The organism is Caulobacter segnis ATCC 21756, from assembly GCF_000092285.1.
In the GTDB taxonomy this organism is placed as follows: Bacteria; Pseudomonadota; Alphaproteobacteria; order Caulobacterales; family Caulobacteraceae; genus Caulobacter; species Caulobacter segnis.
This window is the reverse complement of the sequence record NC_014100.1, coordinates 3,182,242-3,198,073: the sequence shown is the minus strand read 5'-3', so window position 1 is coordinate 3,198,073 and position 15,832 is coordinate 3,182,242. Positions and strand designations below refer to the sequence as shown.

10 protein-coding genes and 3 pseudogenes are annotated in these 15,832 nt (G+C 68.5%); 11 read left to right on the top strand and 2 right to left on the bottom strand.

Annotated features, from left to right (window positions below):
• The first annotated feature begins 267 nt into the window (after positions 1–267).
• Positions 268–2,067 carry an alpha-amylase family glycosyl hydrolase gene (locus tag CSEG_RS14735; protein WP_013080035.1) on the top strand — a complete coding sequence of 600 codons (1,800 nt, stop codon included), beginning with the start codon at positions 268–270 and terminating at the stop codon, positions 2,065–2,067.
• On the top strand, positions 2,043–3,683 hold the full coding sequence (locus tag CSEG_RS14730) for an alpha-amylase family glycosyl hydrolase (protein ID WP_013080034.1): 1,641 nt from the start codon (positions 2,043–2,045) through the stop codon (positions 3,681–3,683). Before CSEG_RS14735 ends, CSEG_RS14730 begins: the two co-directional genes overlap by 25 nt.
• Here CSEG_RS14730 and CSEG_RS14725 read toward each other — a convergent pair.
• Positions 3,680–4,774: pseudogene (locus CSEG_RS14725) on the bottom strand (LacI family DNA-binding transcriptional regulator). The gene CSEG_RS14730 and the pseudogene CSEG_RS14725 sit on opposite strands and share 4 nt — an antisense overlap.
• Positions 4,775–5,017: 243 nt before the next feature.
• Between CSEG_RS14725 and CSEG_RS14720 the strand changes: the two are divergent.
• The 9 genes and pseudogenes from CSEG_RS14720 (at position 5,018) to CSEG_RS14685 (ending at position 15,081) form a co-directional block, all read left to right on the top strand.
• A complete protein-coding gene (locus CSEG_RS14720) occupies positions 5,018–6,511 on the top strand; it encodes an MFS transporter (protein WP_013080032.1) in 1,494 nt (497 codons plus the stop codon).
• Between the two features lie 37 nt (positions 6,512–6,548).
• On the top strand, positions 6,549–8,870 hold the full coding sequence (locus CSEG_RS14715) for a glucan 1,4-alpha-glucosidase (RefSeq protein ID WP_013080031.1): 2,322 nt from the start codon (positions 6,549–6,551) through the stop codon (positions 8,868–8,870).
• 272 nt (positions 8,871–9,142) lie between these two features.
• Positions 9,143–10,510: pseudogene (locus tag CSEG_RS14710) on the top strand (methyl-accepting chemotaxis protein); the annotation flags it as partial.
• A gap of 53 nt (positions 10,511–10,563) precedes the next feature.
• The gene (locus CSEG_RS22630) at positions 10,564–10,737 is read left to right on the top strand and encodes a hypothetical protein (RefSeq protein WP_013080029.1); all 174 of its coding nucleotides are present in this window, start codon (positions 10,564–10,566) and stop codon (positions 10,735–10,737) included.
• 3 nt (positions 10,738–10,740) lie between these two features.
• Positions 10,741–11,370, top strand: a complete 630-nt coding sequence (locus CSEG_RS14705) for a hypothetical protein (protein WP_106907206.1) — start codon at positions 10,741–10,743, stop codon at positions 11,368–11,370.
• A 69-nt stretch (positions 11,371–11,439) separates the two neighbouring features.
• Positions 11,440–11,934, top strand: coding sequence for a GAF domain-containing protein (locus CSEG_RS14700; RefSeq protein ID WP_013080027.1), 495 nt, complete (start codon positions 11,440–11,442; stop codon positions 11,932–11,934).
• Positions 11,935–11,988: 54 nt separating this feature from the next.
• On the top strand, positions 11,989–12,513 hold the full coding sequence (locus tag CSEG_RS14695; RefSeq protein WP_013080026.1) for a flavin reductase family protein: 525 nt from the start codon (positions 11,989–11,991) through the stop codon (positions 12,511–12,513).
• A gap of 76 nt (positions 12,514–12,589) precedes the next feature.
• Positions 12,590–14,086 carry a CoA-acylating methylmalonate-semialdehyde dehydrogenase gene (locus CSEG_RS14690; protein WP_013080025.1) on the top strand — a complete coding sequence of 499 codons (1,497 nt, stop codon included), beginning with the start codon at positions 12,590–12,592 and terminating at the stop codon, positions 14,084–14,086.
• Between the two features lie 22 nt (positions 14,087–14,108).
• Positions 14,109–15,081 (top strand): annotated as a pseudogene (locus CSEG_RS14685) (M15 family metallopeptidase).
• Positions 15,082–15,091: 10 nt separating this feature from the next.
• On the opposite strand, the gene CSEG_RS14680 reads toward CSEG_RS14685, so the two are convergent.
• Positions 15,092–15,811, bottom strand: a complete 720-nt coding sequence (locus tag CSEG_RS14680; protein ID WP_013080023.1) for a DUF72 domain-containing protein — start codon at positions 15,809–15,811, stop codon at positions 15,092–15,094.
• Between the last annotated feature and the right edge of the window lie 21 nt (positions 15,812–15,832).

Genomic DNA, 15,832 nt, shown 5'->3' with positions numbered 1-15,832 from the left:
GTGCGGCGGGCCGTTGGTGAAAATTACTGCAAATTAATCGGATGTAATCAACCCAAAAAAGTGCAAATTCGCACTCGCGGGGCGCTGGAAAGCGTCAGCCGTGGGCCTAATGTGGCTTCTTTGTCCCACTCATCAGCCACATGTTGAGGCGAAAATCGCTGCAAATGGCGCCGGCAAGCGGGATTGACAGGGCGTCGTCAGCTCTGCAAATTCTTGCAAAGAATTGCAACGGCGGCCCGATGCTGAACGGGCGCGGGGAGGGGAGCGATGTCGGTCATGACGCCTTGGCGACGAACGCTGCTGGCCGTGCTGGGCTCAAGCGCGCTGGCCGCGGCGGCGATCGCGGCCCCATCGTCCTATCCCCAGCGCAAGCCGCAGGACGAGGTGATCTACTTTCTGCTGCCCGACCGCTTCGAAAACGGCGACCGGGGGAATGACCACGGCGGGCCGGATCGGGGGCCTCTGGTCGATGGCTTTGATCCGACGCGCGCCGGCTTCTATCACGGCGGAGACCTGAAGGGCGTGACCCGGCGGCTGGACTACATCCAGGGCCTGGGCGCGACGGCGATCTGGCTGGCGCCGATCTTCAAGAACAAGGCGGTGCAGGGCGCGCCCGGCCGCGAGTCGGCGGCGCATCACGGCTACTGGATCACCGACTTCACCGACGTCGATCCGCATTTCGGGACCAAGGCCGACTTCAAGGCCCTGGTCGACGCCGCCCACGCGCGGGGCCTGAAGGTCTATATGGACATCGTCGTGAACCACACGGCCGACGTCATCCAGTACCGCGAGTGCCCCGAGGGGCATTGCGCCTATCGCGGCGTCGCCGACTATCCCTACGCGCGCAAGGGCGGCGTGGCGGGGCCGACGATCAACGAGGGCTTCGATGGCGAGGACTTCGGCAAGCTGGAGCGGCCGGACTGGGCCTATACGCCCTTCGTTCCCGCGGGGCAGGAGGCCGCCAAGGCGCCCGCCTGGCTGAACGACCCGATCTACTACCATAACCGTGGCGAGAGCACGTTCGCCGGCGAGAGCTCGCTGCTGGGCGATTTCGCCACGCTGGACGATGTCTTCACCGAGAACCCGCGCGTCGTGGCGGGCTTCATCGAGGTCTACGGCCGGTGGATCGACGACTTCGGGATCGACGGCTTCCGCATCGACACCGCCCGCCACGTGAACCCGGAATTCTGGCGAGCCTTCGTGCCCGCCATGCTTGCGCGCGCCAAGGCCAAGGGGATTCCGAACTTCCACATCTTCGGCGAGGTCTTCGATCCCGACGTGGCGATCCTGGCCAGCCATACGCGGGTCGACAAGCTGCCGGCGGTGCTGGACTTCGCCTTCCAGGCGGCGGTGACCAACGTCGTCACCGGCAAGGCCGGGCCGGAGCGGCTGGCGCGGGTCTTCGCCGGGGATCCCGTCTACGAAGGCGGCGAGGCGACCGCGCGCCAGTTGCCGACCTTCCTGGGTAACCACGACATGGGCCGCATCGGCTGGTTCGTTCAGAAGGCGCGGCCCGGGATCCGCGATGACGAACTGCTGGCTCGCGTGACCCTGGCCAACGCCGTCCTGCTGACCGCGCGCGGCGTCCCGACGATCTACTATGGCGACGAGCAGGGCTTCACCGGCGACGGCGACTACGCCGACTCCCGCGAGGACATGTTCCCGAGCCGGGTCGCCAGCTACAACGACAACCGCCTGATCGGGGTGTCGGCCAAGGGCGCCCGGTCGGCGTTCGATCCCGACAGCGCGCTCTACCGACAGATCGCCGAGCTGGCGCGGATCCGGGCCGCGACGCCGGCCTTGCGAGACGGCCGCCAGGTGACGCGCGTCGCCGACCAGCAGCCGGGCCTCTTCGCGTTCTCGCGGCTGCTGGCCGGGACCGAGGTTCTGGCTGTCTTCAACACGAGCGACGAGCCGATCAAGGCCAACGTGCCGGTCGAGGCCCGTTCGGCGTCGTGGCGCGCCCTGCGCGGCGCCTGCCAGTCCAGCGCCGCCGCGCCAGACGGCTATTCCGTCGAGCTTGCGCCGCTCGACTACATGCTATGCGTTTCCGAGGGACGACCGTGACCGTTGAAGTTCTAGCCAAGCCCCGTGCGGAGACGTTGATGAGCGAGTGGTGGCGCGGCGCGGTGATCTACCAGGTCTATCCGCGCAGCTTCGCCGACTCGAACGGCGACGGCGTCGGCGACCTGCCGGGGATCACCGCCCGGCTCGAGCACATCGCCTCGCTGGGCGTCGAGGGCGTTTGGCTGTCGCCGTTCTTCAAGTCGCCGATGAAGGACTTCGGCTACGACGTCTCGGACTATCGCGACGTCGATCCGATCTTTGGGTCCCTGGCCGACTTCGACGCCCTGGTCGCCAAGGCTCACGCGCTGGACCTGAAGATCATCATCGATCTGGTCTTCTCGCACACGTCCGAGGAGCATCCCTGGTTCGCCGAGAGCCGCCAGGACCGGACCAACGCCAAGGCCGACTGGTTCGTCTGGGCCGACGCCAAGCCCGACGGCAGCCCGCCCAGCAACTGGCAGTCGGTGTTCGGCGGCCCCGCCTGGACCTGGGACGCGCGCCGCGGCCAGTACTACATGCACAACTTCCTGGCCTCGCAGCCGCAGCTGAACCTGCACAATCCCGCGGTCCAGGACGCCCTGCTGGCCGTCACCCAGTTCTGGATCGACAAGGGCGTGGACGGCTTCCGTTTCGACGCCATCAACTTCTCGATGCACGACCCGGCGCTGACCGACAATCCGCCCCTGCCGCCGGGCGGCAAGCGCACGCGGCCGTTCGACTTCCAGGACAAGATCCACAACCAGAGCCACGCCGACATCCCGAAGTTCCTGTCGCGCATCCGGGCCCTGACCGACGCGGCGGGCGGGCGGTTCTCGGTGGCCGAGGTCGGCGGCGACCACGCCGATCGCGAGATGAAGCTGTTCACGGCCGGAAACGATCGGCTGAACAGCGCCTACGGCTTCCTCTATCTCTACGCCGACAAGCTGTCCGGCGACATGATCCCCCAGGGCGCGGCCATGTGGCCGGGCGAGGATGGGGAAGGCTGGCCGTCCTGGACCTTCTCCAACCACGACGCGCCGCGCGCGGTGTCGCGCTGGGCCGAGGGCCGTGACCGCAAGGCCTTCGCCGAGATGTGCCTGCTGCTGCTGATGGGGCTGCGCGGCAATGTCTTTGTCTATCAGGGCGAGGAGCTGGGCTTGCCCCAGGCGAATGTTCCGTTCGAGCGGCTGCAGGACCCGGAAGCCATCGCCAACTGGCCCCAGACCCTGGGTCGCGATGGGGCTCGCACCCCCATGCCCTGGCAGGCTCATGCGCTGAACGCCGGCTTCTCGGCGGTCGAGCCCTGGCTGCCGGTCGATCCCGAGCACATGTCGCTGGCCGTGGACGCCCAGGAGGCCGATCCGAACTCGACCCTGCACGTCGCGCGCCGCCTGATCGCCCTGCGTCGCGCTCATCCGGCGCTGCGCACCGGCGCCATCACCTTCGTCGACACCAACAGCCCGCTGCTGATCTTCCAGCGCGGGGAGGGGGCGGACGCGCTGCTGCTGGCCTTCAACCTGGGTCACGAGGCGGTGGGTTGGTCGCCGCCGGATGGCTGGACGCTGATCGACGGCGTCAACCTCGGCGCCGAGGGCGAGATGCCGCCCTGCGCGGGACTGATCGCGCGGCGGGGCTAGCCCCCGCAGCTTTCCCGGATGATCAGGTCGGTCGGCACCCGCTCCGATCGGCTGGCGCGCTCGCCGCTGTCGAGCAGCTTGGATACCATCAGCCGGCCGGCCTTGGCCGTGTCCTGAGCGATGGTCGAGAGGGCGGGGCTGGCGTAGCGGCTGAAGGGCACGTTGTCGAAGCCCATCACCGAGACGTCGCCGGGCACGGACAGGCCCGCGTGCTTCAGCGCGCGGATGGCGCCCAGGGCGATCAGATCCGAAGCGGCGACCACGCCGTCGAACTGGATGCCGTGATGGATCAGGCTGTCGACGGCGGCCTCGGCCGACTCGACCTCGAAGTGGGCGGGGACGATCAGGTCCGGATCGACGCCCAGCTTGGCCTGCTCCAGGGCTTCCAGATAGCCGCGGTGGCGGTGCATGGCCTCGGGCGCCTCGGTGTCCCCCAGGAAGACGATGCGCTTGCGGCCCAGGCGCGCCAGATGCAGCGTGGCGCGGCGGCCGCCCTGGATGTTGTCTGAGCCGACCGAGCAATAGGCCTGGTCCGGGAACTGGGCGCCCCAGACCACGAAGCGGGTTTCGGTCTCGGCCAGACGGTTGAAGGCCGCGTGCAGCGAGCTCTGGCCCAGGAAGATCACCCCCTCGGCCCGGCTGGTGTTCATCGCCGCGGCGAGATCCTCGAAATTAGCCGGAGCGATGTGGCTGAGGATGACGTCGCAGCCGCGCTCCTTGGCCGCCTCGCCGACCCCGGCCAGCAGTTCCAGGAAGAACGGGTCGGACATGCCGCTGTCGCGGCCTTGCGGGCGGGGGGTCACGAGGGCGATCGTGGCCTCGGCGCCGATCGGGCCGGCGGGCATGTAGCGGCGGAACGGATAGTCCATCTCGCGCGCCAGCTTCCAGATCAGCTGCTTAGTGCGCTGGTTCACCGCCGGGCTGTCGTTCAGCGCCCGCGAGGCTGTGGAGATCGAAACCCCGGCCAGCTTGGCCAGGTCCTCAAGTCGTGTCGCGCCTCTGCTCACCTACGCCCGTCCCCAACGCTTTGCTGCAAACATTTCTGCAAAGTTTTTCATTGGCCATAAGGCCCGGTTCGGCGAGATTTGCAACCGTCCAGCGGGCGGCTAGCCGCATCGGCAGTTTGTGAAAAATACCGCAAACAATGTCGCCAGGGGGGCGCGTATATCTGGCGTCTCGAGAGTGCTTCAGCACGATCGTGCGCAACATCTCCATATTTTGCAGCCTTTTCCGTTGCGCGAAACGGCGGGGCATGTGCAAATACGCCTTGCGCAACTTGTGCAAAATATTGCGAAAACGGACCGGGCTAACCGGTCGCGGCGGGGCGGAGACGGATGGCCAGGCAGAGGCTGACTTTCCTGCAGATCTGGAACATGTGCTTTGGGTTCTTCGGAATCCAGATCGGTTTCGGCCTGCAGAACGCCAACACCAGCCGCATCTTCCAGACCCTGGGTGTCGACGTGAACCACCTGGCGATCCTGTGGATCGCCGCGCCGGCCACGGGCCTTCTGGTCCAGCCGATCATCGGCCATCTCAGCGACAAGACCTGGGGGCGACTGGGCCGTCGGCGGCCCTATTTCTTCTGGGGCGCGATCCTGACCACGGCGGCCCTGCTGGTCATGCCGAATTCGCCGACCCTGTGGGTCGCGGCGGCGGCGCTGTGGATCATGGACGCCTCGATCAATGTCACCATGGAGCCGTTCCGGGCCTTCGTCGGCGACAACCTGCCCGACGAGCAGCGCGCCACCGGCTACGCCATGCAGAGCTTTTTCATCGGCCTGGGCGCGGTGCTGGCCTCGGCCCTGCCGTGGATGCTGACCAACTGGCTCCACGTCGCCAACACGGCTCCGCCGGGCGAGATCCCCGACGCGGTCCGCATCGCCTTCTACGTCGGCGGCGCGGGACTGCTGGCGGCGGTGATGTGGACCGTCTTCACCACCCGCGAATATCCGCCCGAGCAACTGCAGGCATTCGACGTGGAGGAGCGTCGCTTTGGTCCGCGCCAGGAGCCCGCGCCTTCGATCAACGCCTATATCGCCCTGGGCGTCGGCGGCGTGCTGGCCGGCCTGGCCCTGGCCGCGATCGTCTGGGGGGCGCGGCTGGAAAAGGAGCTCTACGTCCTGGCGGGGCTGCTGCTGGCGTTCGGCGTCGCGGGCGTGGCCGGCGCGCGGTTCAAGCGCCTGGGCCGCACCGACAATGGTTTCTCCGAGGTGCTGGAGGACGTCTTCCGCATGCCCGTCACCATGCGTCAGCTGGCGGTGGTGCAGTTCTTCTCGTGGTTTGGCCTGTTCGCCATGTGGATCTACACGACGCCCGCCGTGGCGGCGGTCCACTTCGGCGCGACGGACGCCGCCTCCAAGGCCTACAACGAAGGCGCCGACTGGGTGGGTGTGCTGTTCGCCGTCTATAACGGCGTCGCGGCCCTGGCGGCCCTGCTGATCCCGGTGATGGTCAAGGTCACCAGCCGCAAGGTCAGCCACGCCGTCTGCCTGACGCTGGGCGCGCTGGGCTTGCTGTCCTTTCTGCTGATCCGCCAGCCGGGCCTGCTGTGGGTGGGCATGATCGGCGTCGGGTTCGCCTGGAGCTCGATCCTGTCGGCCCCGTACTCGATCCTGGCGGGCGCGCTGCCGGCCCGGAAGATGGGCGTCTACATGGGCGTCTTCAATTTCTTCATCGTCATCCCGCAGCTCCTGGCGGCGACGGTGCTGGGCCTGCTGCTGAAGACCTTCTTCGGCAGCCAGGCCATCTACGCGCTCGTCCTGGGCGCGGCCTCCCTGGTCATCGCAGCCCTGGGGACCTTCGCGGTTCGCGACGCCAAGCCCGCCTGATCCCCTGTTTTCCCTTCAGCCTGACGAGGTCCTCGCCATGCGCCGCCTGAAACTGATCGCCCTGGCCTCGGCCGCCTCCGCGCTCGCCCACGCCGCCCACGCCGCCGCGCCGGCCACGACCTGGGCCTACGCCGCCAAGACCGGCGTCGGGGCGTCCTACGAGGCCTATGTCGACGGCGCCTACAAGCCCGGCGGCCCGACTGGCGCGGTGTCCAAGGTCTGGTTCTCGATCGCCGACGGCGTGCTGACCGAGACCATGTACGGCCTGATCCACGAGGCCCAGATCAAGCAGATGCGCATCGCCGTCCAGACGCCGACCGGCCTGGCGGTCGAGGGCGCGGACACCACGGCCAAGACCGAATACCTGCACGTCGACGCCGCCGGCCGCCCGTTGTCGCCGGCCTACAAGATCACCACGACCGACAAGCAGGGTCGCTTCGTCATCGAGAAGCGGATCTTCACCGATCCCGACCGCGACAGCCTGTTCGTGCGGGTGACCGTCAAGGCTCTGAAGGGCCCCGTGACCCCGACCGTGGTGCTGGAGCCGCACATGGCCAACACCGGCGGCGGCGACGCGGGCGCGGCCTCGACCACGGCCCTGACGGCCTTCGAGGGCAAGGCCCACCTCAGCCTCAAGGGCGCCAAGCCCTTCGCCAAGGCCTCGGCCAGCGTGCTCCACGACGGCGACGCCTTGACGGGGCTGAAGGCGACGACCACCTCCGCTAAGGGCGCGATCGTCCTGACCGTCACGCTGCCGACCGTCGCCCAGGAAGCGACCTTCGACTTCGCCTTGGGCTTCGGTCCCGACGCCAAGACCGCCGACGCCTCGGCCTCGGCGACGCTGAAGACCGGCTATGCCGAGGTGCTGGCCCGCTTCAACGGCGAGGGTGAGCGCGTCGGCTGGGAGGACTATCTGGCCTCGCTGTCCGAGCTGCACCGCCTGCGCGAGGCGTCCGAGGACGGTGGCAAGCTGGTCCAGGCCTCGGCCCTGATGCTGAAGGTGCAGGAGGACCGCACCCATGCCGGCGCCCTGATCGCCTCGCTGTCGAACCCTTGGGGCGACACGGTCGACGCCACCCAGTCCTCGACGGGCTACAAGGCCGTCTGGCCGCGCGACTTCTACCAGTGCGCCATGGCCCTGGCGGCGCTGGGCGACCAGCAGACGCCGCTGGCGGCCTTCCACTACCTGCCGACGGTGCAGGTCGGACCCAAGACCCCAGGCAATACGGGGGCCGGCGGCTGGTTCCTGCAGAAGTCGCATGTCGACGGCACGCCCGAATGGGTCGGCGTTCAGCTCGACCAGACCGCCATGCCGATCATGCTGGGCTGGAAGCTGTGGAAACTGGGCTGGCTGCCCGAGGCCGAACTGAAGGCCTATTACGGACGGATGCTGAAACCCGCCGCCGACTTCCTGGTGAAGGGCGGCAAGGTGGGCCTGGGCTGGAACAGCGCCACCATCACCCCGCCGTTCACTCAGCAGGAGCGCTGGGAAGAGCAGGGCGGCTACTCGCCCTCGACGACCGCCGCCGTGATCGCGGGCCTGGTGGTGGCCGGCGACATCGCCGAGGCGGCGGGCGACCAGGCCTCCGCCACGCTGTATCGCCAGACCGCCGATGACTATTCCGCCAAGGTCGAGGCCCGCATGGTCACGACCCAGGGCGCGTTCGGCGACGGCCACTACTATCTGCGGCTCAACAGCGACCAGGACCCGAACAACAAGAGCCCGGTCGAGGAGCGCAACGGCCAGGCGGCGGTCCCCGAAGACAAGATGCTGGACGCCGGCTTCCTGGAGCTGGTCCGCTACGGCGTGCGCCGCGCCGACGATCCGGCCATCGTCGCCAGCCTGCCCAAGATCGACGACCAGGCGATGCAGGATCTCTATCGTGTCCGCTACGACTTCACCTTCCCGGGCGAGACCGGAAGCTTCCCCGGCTGGCGGCGCTATGGCGTCGACGGCTATGGCGAGGACGTGAAGACCGGCGCCAACTATGGCGAAGGCGGTCAGATGCGTCCCGGCCAGCGCGGCCGGGTGTGGCCGATCTTCACCGGCGAGCGCGGGCACTATGAGCTGGCGCTGGCGGGACTCTCGGGCAAGCCGGACGCGGCGGCGGTGAAGACGATCCGCGACACCTATGTTCGCGCCATGGAGCTGTTCGCCAACGACGGTCTCCTGATCCCCGAGCAGGTCTGGGACGGCGTCGGGGCGGAAAGCCCGCACGGCTATGCGCGCGGCGAGGGGACGGATTCGGCGACGCCGCTGGCCTGGAGCCACGCCGAATACGTCAAGCTGCTGCGCTCGGTCAGCGATGGCCAGGTGTGGGACAGCTACGCGCCTGTGAAAGCGCGTTTCGCGCGCTGAGGCTCATTTCGGGGGGCGGATCGCCAGAATTTCGCGCCCTTCAAACGTGGTTAACGGGCGATTCAGGAATCGATCGTCAAAGACAAGGTTAACAGCCATAGTTTTGGCCGGAGACCTCGTTCATGTCCCGTCGATCGACCATCGCCCGGAAGCTGATCCTCACCACCGGCCTGACGATGGGGGTCCTGCTGATCGCGGCGGCCGGAGGCGTGTCGCTGCAGGCGGGGGGGAGCCCCGGCGTGGCGCTGACTCTGCTGGCGGCCGGTGGCGTCTTCACGGTCGCCGTCCTGATCGCCCTGGCCCTGACCGCCAAGGCGGTGGTCAAGAAGCCGCTGGGCGGCCTGTCGCGCTCGGTCGACGCCCTGAGCGCCGGCCGCTACGACCAGGCGGTCTACGGGACGGAGCACAACGACGAGATCGGCGTGGTCGCGCGCGCCCTCGACGGCTTCCGCAACACCCTGGCCGACGGCGAGCGCCAGAAGGCCGAGCGCGAGGCCCAGTGGGCCGCCGCCGAGGCCGAGCACCATCGCCAGGCGCAGGAGGCCGCCGCCCAAGCCGCCGCGCAAGCCCGGGCCGAAGACGCGCTGGGCGAGGGGCTGGAGCGCCTGGCCGAGGGCGACCTGATCTGGCGGATGCGCGAGGACGCCTTCCAGGGTGACGCCGTCCAGATGCCGCGCGACTTCAACGCCGCGGTCGAGACCCTGCAGGCCACCCTGGCCGGCATCCTGGGCGCGGCCCGCAACATCCGGGGCGGCTGCGTCGAGATGGGCGAGGCGGCCGAAGATCTCGCCCAACGCACCGAGCGGCAGGCCTCGGGCCTGGCCCAGACCGCCGCGTCGCTCGACCAGCTCACCGCCACCGTCAAGCGCAGCGCCGAGGGCGCCGAGCGGGCGCGGCAGGTGACCATCACCGCCAAGGCCGCGGCCGAGCGCAGCGGCGCGGTGGTCAACGAGGCCGTCGAGGCCATGGGCGGCATCGAGAAGTCCTCCCAGTCGATCACCCAGATCATCGGCGTCATCGACGAAATCGCCTTCCAGACCAACCTGTTGGCTCTGAACGCCGGGGTCGAGGCCGCCCGCGCGGGCGACGCTGGTCGTGGTTTCGCGGTCGTCGCTCAGGAAGTTCGGGCCCTGGCCCAGCGTTCGGCCGACGCGGCCAAGGAGATCAAAGGCTTGATCACCGCTTCGAGCGACCAGGTCGGCAAGGGCGTCAAGCTGGTCGGCGAGACCGGCGACACCCTGCGCGAGATCCTGGTGCAGGTGGCCGAGATCAACGAGCTGGTGGGCGACATCGCCGCCTCGTCCAAGGAGCAGGCCACGGGCCTGGCCGAGGTGAACCATGCGGTGAACCAGATGGACCAGGTGATCCAGCAGAACGCGGCCATGGTCCAGCAGTCCAGCGCCGCCAGCCGCGCCCTGGCCGACGAGGCCGCCGAGCTGGAGCGCCTGGTCGGCCGCTATCAGGTCGGCGCCGAGGTGCACGAGATGCCCGCCCGCGTCGAACGCCGCCCGGCCGCGCCGCCGCAACGCCCCACCGTCGCCGCGCCGACCCGCGAGAGCTTCCGCCAGCGCTATGTCCAGGGCGCGAACGCCCTGAAGGTGGCGCCGAGCTCCCGGCCTGGGGAGTGGGAAGAGTTCTAGGTGTTCGCGCTTTGTCCCTTGCGCTTTAAGGGGCGAACACGCACAGTCTTCGCATGGCGACCTCGACCAACTCAGCGTCCCCCAAGACGGGCAAGTCCGGCAGCCACGTGGCTGGCCGTAGCGCCGCGACCGGGCGTTTCGTTCTGAGCCCGGCGTCGAAGGGCAGCTCGATCACGATCCGCGAAGTCAGCCGCGTCGCCAGGGACGTCCAGAGCAAGAAGAAATAGCCCTTGGCTGCCAAGGCGGGGACATCGGCGGATGACGTGTTCATCAACTGTCCGTTCGACAGCGCTTACGGCCCGACCTTCAGGGCGCTGATCTTCGCCATCTATGCCTGCGGCTTCCGTCCTCGATCGGCGATGGAGCTCGACGATGGCGGCCAGACACGCATCGACAAGCTCTACGGATTGATCGGCGAGTGCCGATACGGAATCCACGACCTATCGCGGACGGAACTCGACGCGGCCAACCAGCTCCCGCGCTTCAACATGCCCTTGGAGCTGGGGATTTTCCTGGGGGCCAAGCGCTTTGGCGGCAAGGCTCAGAGCGCGAAACGCCTCCTGATCCTCGACGTCGAGCGCTATCGCTATCAGCGGTTCATTTCCGATCTCGCCGGCATGGACATCCACGGCCACGGCGGCGACGCCACCGTGGCCCTACGGAAGACGCGCGACTGGCTGGCCAACGTCTCGCGGCGCCAGCTGCCGAGCGCCGATCGCGTCGCGCGGCTCTTCCAGTCCTTCATGGCCGACCTGCCAGCGCTCGCCGCCGACCTCGAGTTCGACCCCGCGAACATTCCCTATGTCGATTTCGAGCGCATGATCGTCGGCTGGCTGCTGACGGCGGGACCGCCGGCGTAGGATCGCTTTCGCCGCGCCGCCAAGCGACTTCCCCCTCGCATCCCGCGCCGGCCGCGCTATATCCCCGGCATGGCCGAAGCGTTCAACGACATCACCCTCTCCGCCGACAAGGCGACCCGCTATGCCGAGGTCGCCGACGAGATCGCGTCCGTGCTGGACGGCGAGAGCAACCTGACCGCCCGCATGGCGACGGTGGCGTCGATGCTGGCGAGCAGCTTCGACCACTATTTCTGGACCGGCTTCTACGTCGTCGATCCGGCCAAGCCGCGCGAGCTGGTGGTCGGGCCCTATCAGGGCACGCTGGGCTGCCTGCGCATCGCGTTCGGGCGCGGCGTCTGCGGTGCGGCCGCCGAGACCGGACAGACCCAACTGGTGCCCGACGTCCACGCCTTCCCGGGCCATATCGCCTGCGACAGCCGTTCGCAAAGCGAGGTCGTGGTGCCGGTGTTCGATCCCGAGGGCCGACTGATCGCCGTGTTCGACGTCGACTCCGACAAGCCCGCCGCGTTCGACGAGACCGACCAAGTCTGGCTGGAAAAGATCCTCAAGGCGACGTTCGCTTGATCCCCGGCGCGCCCCGGCTTGCCCCCGCCGCCGCTTTGCCCCACTGCTAGGGCGATGAGTAGGGCGGTTACGATCGAGCTGGGAGAAGGCGGCGTCCATGACGCCCGCGCCCTGCGCAACGCATTCGGATGCTTCACGACCGGCGTGACGGTCGTCACCACGCTCGCCGAAGACGGCCGACGCGTGGGGCTGACGGCGAACTCCTTCACCTCGGTGTCGCTGGACCCGCCGCTGGCGCTGATCTGCGTGGACCTGAAATCCTCCAGCCTGCCGGCCCTGGACGCGGCCGGCCGCTTCGCCGTCAACGTCCTGCACGCCGAGCACCAGGAGCTGGCCCGCCAGTTCGTGCAGAAGGACATCGACCGCTTCACCGGCGTCGAGACCGAGTCCTGGCGCACGGGCGTGCCGATCCTGCCGGGCTGCATGGCCAACTTCGAGTGCGAGACGCATCACAGCTTCGACGCCGGCGATCACCGGGTCTATGTCGGGCGCGTCGTGAAGCTTCGCTATGACCCCGACCACGAGCCGCTAGTCTATCTGCAGGGCCGCTTCCGGCGGGTCCACGTCGATGCGGAGTAGGGCGGCATAATTTCGCGCGGTACGGTGCAAGCCGGGGATGCTATTGACGCGCAAAACAAGCGTTAGGGAGCGCATCATGCGAGACATCGCCCATTTCGTGAACGGCCAAGCCCTGGTCGGTTCGTCCGGCCGCTACGGCGACGTCTTCAATCCCAACACCGGCGAGGTCCAGGCGCGCGTCCAGTTCGCGACCGACGCCGAGCTCGACGCCGCCGTCCAGGTCGCCACCAAGGCCCAGGTCGGCTGGGCCCAGACCAATCCCCAGCGCCGCGCCCGGGTGATGTTCGAGTTCAAGCGCCTGATCGAGCGCGACATGAACACGCTCGCGGAGATCCTGTCGTCCGAGCACGGCAAGGTCATCGCCGATAGCAAGGGCGACATCCAGCGCGGCCTCGAGGTCATCGAGTTCGCCTGCGGCATCCCCCACATTCTCAAGGGCGAGTACACCGAGGGCGCGGGTCCGGGCATCGACGTCTATTCGATGCGCCAGCCGCTGGGCGTCTGCGCGGGCATTACCCCGTTCAACTTCCCGGCCATGATCCCGATGTGGATGTTCGGCATCTCGATCGCCGTGGGCAACAGCTTCATCCTCAAGCCGTCGGAGAAGGATCCGACCGTGCCGGTGAAGCTGGCCGAGCTGATGATGGAGGCGGGCGCCCCCGCCGGGGTGCTGAACGTGGTCCATGGCGACAAGAGCGCCGTCGACGCCATCCTGACCCATCCGCTGATCCGCGCGGTCAGCTTCGTCGGCAGCTCGGACATCGCCTCTTACGTCTACCAGACCGGAACGGCGCACGGGAAACGCGTCCAGGCCATGGGCGGCGCCAAGAACCACGGGATCGTCCTGCCCGACGCCGACCTCGACCAGGTGGTCAAGGACCTGTCGGGCGCGGCCTTCGGCTCGGCGGGCGAACGCTGCATGGCCCTGCCGGTGGTGGTGCCCGTCGGCAAGAAGACCGGCGATGAGCTGCGCGAGCGGATGGTCGCCGAGATCGGGACGCTGAAGGTCGGCGTCTCCACCGACCCCGACGCCCACTATGGCCCGGTGGTCAGCGCCCAGCACCGCGCCAAGATCGCCGACTACATCCGCATCGGCCAGGAGGAGGGCGCCGAGCTGGTGGTCGACGGCCGCGACTTCCAGCTGCAGGGCTTCGAGAAGGGCTTCTTCATCGGCCCGTCGCTGTTCGACGGCGTCAAGAAGGGCATGAAGACCTACCACGAGGAGATCTTCGGTCCGGTGCTGCAGATGGTCCGCGCCGAGAGCGTCGAGGAGGCCATGGCCCTGCCGTCCGAGCACCAGTACGGCAACGGCGTCGCGATCTTCACCCGCAACGGCCGCGCCGCGCGCGAGTTCGCCGCGAACGTCAATGTCGGCATGGTCGGCATCAACGTGCCGATCCCGGTGCCGGTGGCCTATCACACCTTCGGCGGCTGGAAGCGCTCGGCCTTCGGCGACACCAACCAGCACGGCGTCGAGGGCGTGAAGTTCTACACCAAGGTCAAGACGGTGACCGCCCGCTGGCCCGAGGGCGACATGGCGGACAGCAGCTTCGTCATTCCGACGATGAAGTAGGTCCAGGCGAGGGGCGGTGGCGATGAACGGTCTGGTACGACGATCCTTCCTGGCGTTCGGCGCCGCCGGCTTCGCCGCGCCCACCGCTTTCGCCCAGACCCGCGCGGAATGGGCGGCGATCGGCCAGTACGGCGACAAGGCCGCGCCGGTGACGGTGTTCGAGAAGGACGGCGCGCTGCACATCGACGGGGCGGGCCACGCCTCGGCGCGGCTGACGGCGACAGGGCGCGGCCGCTACGCGATCGCCGGCGGGGGCGAGTTGGTTCTCGAGCCCGGCGCCGTCCAGCTGAACGGGACGCGGCTGGCCTTCCACGACTTCGGAGCCGAGACGGAGGCGGCGATCCACGCAGGTGTCCGGGCCGATCCCGAGGCGCTGCGTCGCCAGGCCCTGGCCGCGACGCCCCCGGTCGAGACGGGCGACTTTCTGCCCGCCGACCTCGTCGATCTGACCACGGTCGATCCCCGGATCAAGCTCGACATCCGCTACGCGGGCTCCAACAACTTCATGGGCATCCCGCTCTACGAGCGCGCGGGCGCCTATCTGCAGCGGCCGGCGGCGGAGGCGCTGAAGCAGGCGCAGGCGGCGCTGGCCGCTCAGGGTTATGGCCTGCTGATCCACGACGCCTACCGGCCCTGGTTCGTCACCTGGATGTTCTGGGAGGCCACGCCGCCGGACGCCCGGATGTTCGTCGCCAACCCGGCCAAGGGTTCGCGCCACAACCGCGGCTGCGCCGTAGACCTGACGCTGTACGACCTGAAGACGGGCCGGGTGGTCGAGATGCCCAGCCGCTACGACGAGTTCTCCCGGTCGCGCCCACGCCGACTTCGTGGGCGGTACGACGAAGCAGCGGGCGTTACGGGCGGTGCTGCGCGAGGCCATGACCGCCCAGGGCTTCGAGGTCTATGCCGAGGAATGGTGGCACTTCGACTTCAAGGACTGGCGACGGTACGCCATCGGCACGAAGACGTTCACGGCGCTGGGTGGCGGTAAATAAATACCTCTCTCTAAGAGAGAGGGATTTCGCGCAGCGCCAGCGCGTTCCAGGTCGCCGCGCCGAAGCGGGTGTTGTCGAAGACGCACCAAGTCTCGACGGATTTCGCCTCGTCGCTCAGTCGGGCCGTCAGAGCGTCTAGCGCCTCGGACTCATAGGCGCTGGCGTACATCACCGGCGAGCCGTGCAGGCGGTGGTAGATCAGCTTCCGCCAGCCGCCAGGCTCGGCGGCCGACGGAACCACGGCCGGGTCGGCGGCGACGCGGGCGACGTGGTGGGCCGCCAGGAGGTCATCCGCCTGGTCCTCGAACCAGCTGGCGTGGCGGGGCTCCAGCACGGTCGGGGCGTCGGTGCGATCGCGCCAGGACGCCAGGAACGCGCCGACCCGCTCGGCCTCGAAGGCCAGACTGGGCGGCAACTGGATCAGCAGTGGGCCGCGCTTGGCGCCAAGCCCGTCGGTCTCCTCGAGGAACCGCGCCAGCAGGTCGTCCGCCCCGACCAGTCGCCGCTCATGGGTGATCGCCTGCGGGACCTTGACCGCGAACCGGAAGTCCTCCGGCGTCGAGGCCGCCCAGCGTTCGTAGGTCTTCCTCTGGTGGGGACGGTAGAAGGACGTGTTGATCTCGACCGCGTTCAGCCGAGCGGCGTAGCGTTCGAGCACGGTCCCTTCGGCCGGAAAGGCCTCGCCCGCGCGATAAAGGCTCCAGCCGGCCGTGCCGATGCGGATGGTCATGTCCCATCAGCGCATGAGCAC

What these genes read in the sequence shown, in the direction of transcription:
- CSEG_RS14735 (WP_013080035.1), top strand. Translation starts at nt 268, where the DNA reads ATGTCGGTCATGACGCCTTGGCGACGAACGCTGCTGGCCGTGCTGGGC.
- CSEG_RS14730 (WP_013080034.1), top strand. Translation starts at nt 2,043, where the DNA reads ATGCGTTTCCGAGGGACGACCGTGACCGTTGAAGTTCTAGCCAAGCCC.
- CSEG_RS14720 (WP_013080032.1), top strand. Translation starts at nt 5,018, where the DNA reads ATGGCCAGGCAGAGGCTGACTTTCCTGCAGATCTGGAACATGTGCTTT.
- CSEG_RS14715 (WP_013080031.1), top strand. Translation starts at nt 6,549, where the DNA reads ATGCGCCGCCTGAAACTGATCGCCCTGGCCTCGGCCGCCTCCGCGCTC.
- CSEG_RS22630 (WP_013080029.1), top strand. Translation starts at nt 10,564, where the DNA reads ATGGCGACCTCGACCAACTCAGCGTCCCCCAAGACGGGCAAGTCCGGC.
- CSEG_RS14700 (WP_013080027.1), top strand. Translation starts at nt 11,440, where the DNA reads ATGGCCGAAGCGTTCAACGACATCACCCTCTCCGCCGACAAGGCGACC.
- CSEG_RS14695 (WP_013080026.1), top strand. Translation starts at nt 11,989, where the DNA reads ATGAGTAGGGCGGTTACGATCGAGCTGGGAGAAGGCGGCGTCCATGAC.
- CSEG_RS14690 (WP_013080025.1), top strand. Translation starts at nt 12,590, where the DNA reads ATGCGAGACATCGCCCATTTCGTGAACGGCCAAGCCCTGGTCGGTTCG.
- CSEG_RS14680 (WP_013080023.1), bottom strand. Translation starts at nt 15,811, where the DNA reads ATGACCATCCGCATCGGCACGGCCGGCTGGAGCCTTTATCGCGCGGGC.